The sequence below is a fragment of the Marinobacter manganoxydans MnI7-9 genome (assembly GCF_000235625.1).
In the GTDB taxonomy this organism is placed as follows: Bacteria; Pseudomonadota; Gammaproteobacteria; order Pseudomonadales; family Oleiphilaceae; genus Marinobacter; species Marinobacter manganoxydans.
The window spans coordinates 23130-29410 of sequence record NZ_AGTR01000005.1 but is presented as its reverse complement, the minus strand read 5'-3'; the positions used below and the strand labels follow the sequence as shown (position 1 = coordinate 29410).

6 protein-coding genes are annotated in these 6281 nt (G+C 56.7%); 3 read left to right on the top strand and 3 right to left on the bottom strand.

The annotated features are described in order from the left end of the window. Window positions 1-361: DUF1289 domain-containing protein (locus tag KYE_RS01170; protein WP_008169555.1), on the top strand; the 361-nt coding region annotated here is incomplete at its 5' end. On the opposite strand, the gene KYE_RS01165 is transcribed toward KYE_RS01170, so the two are convergent. From KYE_RS01165 to KYE_RS01155, 3 genes are all read right to left on the bottom strand, one after another. Continuing rightward, window positions 358-2457: a TonB-dependent siderophore receptor gene (locus KYE_RS01165; RefSeq protein WP_008169554.1), complete on the bottom strand. Its 2100-nt coding sequence runs from the start codon at window positions 2455-2457 to the stop codon at window positions 358-360. The two genes, KYE_RS01170 and KYE_RS01165, sit on opposite strands and share 4 nt — an antisense overlap. A gap of 88 nt (window positions 2458-2545) precedes the next feature. Next, window positions 2546-3211, bottom strand: a complete 666-nt coding sequence (locus KYE_RS01160; protein ID WP_008169552.1) for a DNA-3-methyladenine glycosylase I — start codon at window positions 3209-3211, stop codon at window positions 2546-2548. A gap of 13 nt (window positions 3212-3224) precedes the next feature. Next, window positions 3225-4349, bottom strand: a complete 1125-nt coding sequence (locus KYE_RS01155) for a hypothetical protein (protein ID WP_008169550.1) — start codon at window positions 4347-4349, stop codon at window positions 3225-3227. Between the two features lie 268 nt (window positions 4350-4617). On the opposite strand from KYE_RS01155, the gene KYE_RS01150 reads away from it, so the two are divergent. Together KYE_RS01150 and KYE_RS01145 are read left to right on the top strand one after the other, a co-directional pair. Next, entirely contained in the window at window positions 4618-5160 is a 543-nt protein-coding gene (locus tag KYE_RS01150) for a GNAT family N-acetyltransferase (RefSeq protein ID WP_008169548.1), read from the top strand. Window positions 5161-5176: 16 nt separating this feature from the next. Beyond that, window positions 5177-6280, top strand: coding sequence for a histone deacetylase (locus KYE_RS01145; protein ID WP_008169546.1), 1104 nt, complete (start codon window positions 5177-5179; stop codon window positions 6278-6280). Window position 6281: the final 1 nt, after the last annotated feature.

Below are 6281 nucleotides of genomic sequence, written 5' to 3'. Positions count from 1 at the left end.
ATCCGGGGGCTGCAGCCCTCAGCCTTGGACTAAGCCACTTATTTTGCAAAAGGGGAAGCCAGAGTCCATGGAGCCCGTCACCAAGAAGCCCTGCATTGACGTCTGCGAGTTTAACAAGAGGGCCATCTGTAAAGCCTGTGGCCGAACCAGGCAAGAAAAAAAGGAGTGGAAGCAGCTCTCTCCTGACCAGAAGCAGGCGATCTGGACGCGTATCCTGGAGTCTCACGGCTCGGGTAAAGGAAAGAATCCCAAAGCATTGCGCGAGTTGTACGAGAAGGCCCAAAAGAAGAAAAAAAGAAGAGCTGATCGCCGCAGCGGTTTTCAGGCTGCGGCGACCAGAGACGTCAGGATGAAGCTTTAGAAACGATATTTGGCGTTTGCATTCACAGTGCGCCGCTCGCCGTAGCCGCAGTCTGCGCCTTCGGAGCGGCACCAGGTGATGTACTCGTCATCGGCCAGGTTTTTGGCATCTACGGTGAAGTCCCAGTTCTGCCAGGTGTAGCCAATCATGGCGTCGTAGAGGGTAACGGAAGGAACGACGGGCCCGCCTCCTGAGCCAACGTTGTCACCCACGTAGCGCACCCCGGCACCGACCCGCCAGTTGTTGGCGATGTAGAGCTGGTTCCACCAGGAAGCCTGACGCTCGGCCACATAGGGGAGCCGGTTGCCAGAGGCGTCATCCCTGGCATTCAGATCGGTGTAGGCCAGTTGGGTTTCGAAACGCTGCCACCGCTTGTTCACCTGCAGCTCCCAGCCGTCGATCACCGCGCCGGTCTGCTCAACACCTCCGGGGGTGCTGCCGTCGCTGATCCGGTTCTCCTGGGTAATATCGAAGTAGGCTGCAGTAATGCCAAGGGACTGGTCCTGGGACACGTACTTCACGCCCGCTTCCTGTTGGTCGCCGGTGGTGGGTTCCAGTGTGTTGGCCGCGGCGGTGCCATCGGTACCGAGGTTCATGCTGAAGGCTTCAGCGTAGCTGATGTATGGGGAGATCCCGTTTTCGAATCGGTACATCAAGCCCGCCCGACCAGTGGTGGCCTCCTCGTCGCTGACGGTATCTGATCCGGAGACGGCCAGGCGGCGGTTCTCGGCCCAGTCGTGGCGAAGGCCGGCCGACACGACGACGTTGCCGATCTCGATGTGATCGGCAATGTAGAGGCCGATTTGCTCAATCTCGTTGTCCGGCCGGTCGGTCGGATTGATGGCACCGTCGTTCAGGTTGCCGTACTGTGGATCATATACATCGAAGGTGCCACCCAGGCCATAACCGTAAAAGTAATTGTCCTGTTTCCAGAGCGCGTCCTGGCGGTCGGCGCCGATAATCAGACGATGGCGGGTCATGCCCAGCTCAACATCACCCTCAAGGCGAGCGTCCATGTTGAAAATGCGGGTTTCAGCATCTGCCGTGTAAATGGTACGCGGCACTTCGCCATTGGCGTCGGGAACGCTTGGAATGGTTATCCAGTGTTCGCGGTTTTCGGTACTGGAGCGGCTGTAGCGAGCAGTGGCGGAAAGCGCCCAGTTGGTATTCAGTTGATGATCAACAAACAGGGTAGCTTCGGTCTTCTCCCGATCATAACGATCCCATCCTGGCTCCCCAACGAATCGCTCAGAGCCGATAAACCCTTGCGATCCTGGCTCCAGGGTGCCGGCCTGTGGCAGGAACTGAGCGGATACCTGGCCTTTGTTCTCCTGGCGGTTGAGGAGCAGGGTAACGCTTGTGTCATCGGTTGCGCGCCAGGTCAGGGAAGGGGCGAGCACGTAGCCATCGTCTTCCACATAATCCACCTGGGTGTCACTATCGCGTCCCAGTGCGATAAAACGGTACAGCAAATCACCGCTCTCGTTGACGGGGCCGGTTACATCCACGGCCAGCTGCTTACGATTAAACGTGCCGTACTGGGCCCAGATCTCGCCGCCCTGTTCCTCTTCCGGGAGCTTGGATACCCCATTGATGATGCCGCCCAGGTCACTCTGTCCATAAAGCATGGACGAGGGGCCCTTGAGCACTTCGATGCTCTCGAGTGCGTACACATTGGTGCGCACGGTGTTGTAGGAACCGTAGATCTGACGCAGACCATCCAGATAGCGCCCGGCATCAACACCACGAACTTTTGCAGAATCGATTCGGGTGTCAAAACCAAAGTTGCCTGCGTAGACCCCCGGTGTGTAGAGCAGGGCATCCTGTATGTTCTTGGCTCCGAAATCTTCGATGAAGCTGCGATCGACGATTGAGACCGAATAGGGTTGCTCTTCAACCGGAACGTTCAGTTTTCCAACGGCCGGCGTTTTTTCCAGAGGCATATAGTCCGGAGCGGTAATCGCATCAGAAACCACATCGAGAGCTTCGAGTGTGGTCGCGTCGTCGGTTTGCGATTGCGCCATGGCCAGAGAGCTTGCGCCGAGGAGTGAAACCAGTGCTGCAGAGCTGCAGCGTCGGGAGCGGATGACTTTCATACAAAAATACGCCTTCGTTGTTAATTCGGAGGCGAATGATAACAATTATCATTAAATAAACGAGAGGCAATGGAATCGCGTGACAAGATCAGTCGATAGTAAACGAGAGGATTCTCGAGAGGTGGCTGTAGGGCAGGCCACTCTCCTCCTGCCAGAGATTAAACGCTTCCTGCGCCTGCATCAGCCCTTTCTTGCTGGTGGGTGAGGCATCCAAAACCTCTTCCCTATGCAGCGCGGCAACAACATCCCGTGAAAGGATAAAGCCGTCCCAACCCACTCGCCTCAAAAAGTACTGGGCGCTGTTGCCACCGAGCCTCGCTCCATTGCGTTTAAGCCACATCAGCAGGCCGGCCTGATCACTGCTGGGCCAATCGGCGAGGAAATTGCCAAAGCTGCCATGCTCCCGGGCGGCGTCGACAATCATCCGCGCATTCTCCGGCACGGTCTGGATTTTCTGCGCGTTCCTGACGATCCGTTCGTCACCCGCCAACCGCTCAAGGACCTCGGGAGGAACCTGCTGCCAGTAGAGGGGCACAAAACCCTCGAAAGCCTCTTCGAACTTCGGCCATTTGTTTTCGATCACTCGCCAGACAAAGCCAGCCTTGAAGATGCACCGGGTGATTTCTGAAAGGTATCGATCGTCCCCGAGAGCTTCCAGTTCTTGAGGGCTAGCCACTCTGGGCAGCCGTGCGCGAACTTCACTTTCTCCGCCTTTTTGGAGAACGGCCTGTTCATAGATGCGGGAAAAGGACATAGCGGTCTCTGAATCACTCCAGTCTGTTAAGGGATTTTCTCCGGCCAATGTGCGACAGGCCAGTAATCAGGGTTCCGAGCAACCCGAGGGCGGGGCGTACAATCAACCGGAATACCCAACTGCCGATGTACAACGCGGGCAGCAGTATCAGAATCCATCCGAGAAACTGCACCAGCTTTACCGGGTAGCCCAGCACTTCCGCTACCTCTGCCAGGAAGTCGTTGATGATACCGGGGTGTGTGACCACCAGGTAGCCGACGCCAATCACGGCGGGCCATTTTGCGTAGCGGGCGGTCGTCATCAACATGCGCCCGCTAGTCGTGAGACGAGCGGCCAGTGCTGCGGACCGGGTACCCCTGGCAGCGCCTCTGGATGAAACAGCGACAGCCCGTCCTACCCGAAGTACCTTCAACGCGCTGGCAAAAACCAGCACATCCACGGAAGCCCAGCCAATATCGGCGGCGGATATATCGTCACCTGTGCGGTGCTGAATCTCGAGATTGCGAATGCCACTGGCGAAAAACTGATTGATGTTCTCCAGCACCCGTTCCGTTCGAACCCAGATGATTTCGCCCTGATCGTTCACAACAAACTGACCCAGGAAGTCGTGTCCTTCTTCCTGGATAAATCGCACGGCGTACCACCCGCGCTCTTCCCGAGTCAGCTTCTCCTTTCTGGGCGTGCTTTGCTGGGGGGCTGCATTGGTGTCTGTTTTTCCGCTCCCGGTAAAGAACTCTACGGTCGCCTGGTATTGAGTGGCAAGATCGTTCATCAGCTCGATCGAGCCAATCGGGTTGCTCAGGAAATAGTGGATCGGCGGAAGAATGTTTTCGCCATACAGCCGGAGAATATCCCGGAATTCCGGTTCAGGTCCGTAAACCGGAAAGATCTCGCGGGTCATCGTTGGGTATCGCAAATAGGCCGCGCGGGCCTTCAGGAGAAGAAGTTCCTCGTCCGCCATATCGAGCAAGGCAGCCTGAACTTCAAGTGGCTCCGATTCGATGCGAGGGAACTCCCGGAGAGTATCCTCCGCCTGAATCCGGATCAGCCGCTCTTCAATAAGCATAGGCTGTGAGCTGACAGTGGCTACCAGCGCGATCATCGACGCGAGGCCAAGAATCAGGAAAAGTTTCCTCATCGTCTCTCGTCCTGGACGCTCACTTGACCGATGTGGTTCCGGTACGCATGCCTCATAGAAATCCCGGTGCAATTCAAATCAGGTTTGTTGTTGAAACTAACCTGCAGCCGAAATTATTCCAAGAACAGTTTCAAGGACTTTGCTTTTGTAGCGGGATCAACCAGCGACTAAGCTTTGAAGGTTGGCTCATATGTATACGACCCGAAAATGCAGACCACTCCTGGTTGTAACTGGTTTGCTCTACGCGGCGGTCTAACGGGAGTTGCGCGTGGCTGGAAAGCACACGAAGCGTGGATTTATTATCAGAGAGGCCCGCGAAGAGGATCTTGCCGAAATGGTGGGCTTCCTCGCCAAACTGGCCCTGCATGTTTCGGGCGCACCCCCTCATGAGCTCAAGGAAAGCGAGCGTAAACGGCTTCTGCGAACGTTGCACTCCTCGCTGGACGACCCCAACAAACTGTTGCTTGTGGCGGAAAGTAAGAACTCGGCTCTCGTGGGTATGGGTTATGTTTATATCTGGAGAAGCCAGGGCATCTGGGAGCAGTCGGAAGCGGCAGAATTCAAGTCTGGCGTTATTGATGATATCTGGGTAGAGCCGGACTTCCGGGGGCTTGGTATCCTGAAGGCACTGTTGCGGGATCTTGTCAATTTCGCGGAGGAGCATCACGCCTCGGAGCTGATCCTCGAATACTCTGCTTCAAACAAGGAAGCCAAGGCTGCCTGGACCAAGCTGGGTTTCAAACCGACTGGGGTTCGCGCGGCGGCATTCACCTCGGTGGTTAAGCAGGCGCTGGCGGAATCACAAGGATAAGAAAAGGAAACAGGCCATGATCGGCGATCGCAGTGTGAATGTGTTTTACGATGAGATCATGCTCGGGCATAACCCCGAGGTGGATCTTCCGTTCATGCCCAGCCGGGTGGAAAAGCGAGTGCGATCCATTCTTCAGGGCTTGGATTTCAAATGGAGCTATCCGGAGCACCCCGGGCGGATCAGCGCCATCAAGGAGTATCTGGATGAAAACCCTGTGGCAGGTACTCAATTCAAATCGGGTGCGGCTGCCGCAACCTACGATCAGCTGGCACGGGTACACACCACCTCCTACCTTGACCACATCTTCTCACTGGACGGCAAACGGGCGTGGCTTGATAAAGACACGACGGCGGTGTCACCCGACAGCATCAAAGCCGCCACGGCTGCGGCCGGCAACGCCATTGCCGCCGTTGAAAGCGTTGTGAAAGGGGAGTGTGACAGCGCGTTTGCCCTGATCCGCCCGCCCGGCCATCATGCGGAACCGGTTCGGGCACGGGGATTCTGCCTGCTCAATAATGTGGCCATTGCTGCGGCCCATGCCCAGGCCAAACTCGGCTGTGAGAAGATTCTGATCATCGATTGGGATGCCCATCATGGCAACGGTACCCAGGACATTTTCTGGGCAGACCCCGATGTCCTGTTTTTCGATACCCACTGCGCGGCGCCATTCTATCCCGGATCCGGTCACCTGGAAGAGATCGGTGATGGGCTGGGGGAGGGCTACACCATCAACGTGCCACTGCCGGAAACGGCTGGCGACGTTGCCTTTGAGAAAGTGTTCCGGGAGATCCTGATGCCGGCGGCGGATTACTTCCAGCCGGATTTGGTGCTGGTCTCTGCCGGCTTTGATCCGCACAGAAACGACATGGCCCTGAACCTCACCTACGATGGCTTCAAAGTAATCACAGGCATTGTTCAGGCGATTGCCGACAAACACTGTGAGGGACGGTTAGCGCTGGTTCTGGAGGGTGGCTACAGCCTGAGTTCGCTGTCCAAGGGGGTGCACGCCGTGCTCGAAGTGCTGGCCGGAGGAGAGGTGCCGGAAGTTCATGAGATCGGCGTGCCGGAGGCCGAAGAGGCAGCTGAGTTCCATCGGTCTGCCTTCAGTGATGAGGACTAAT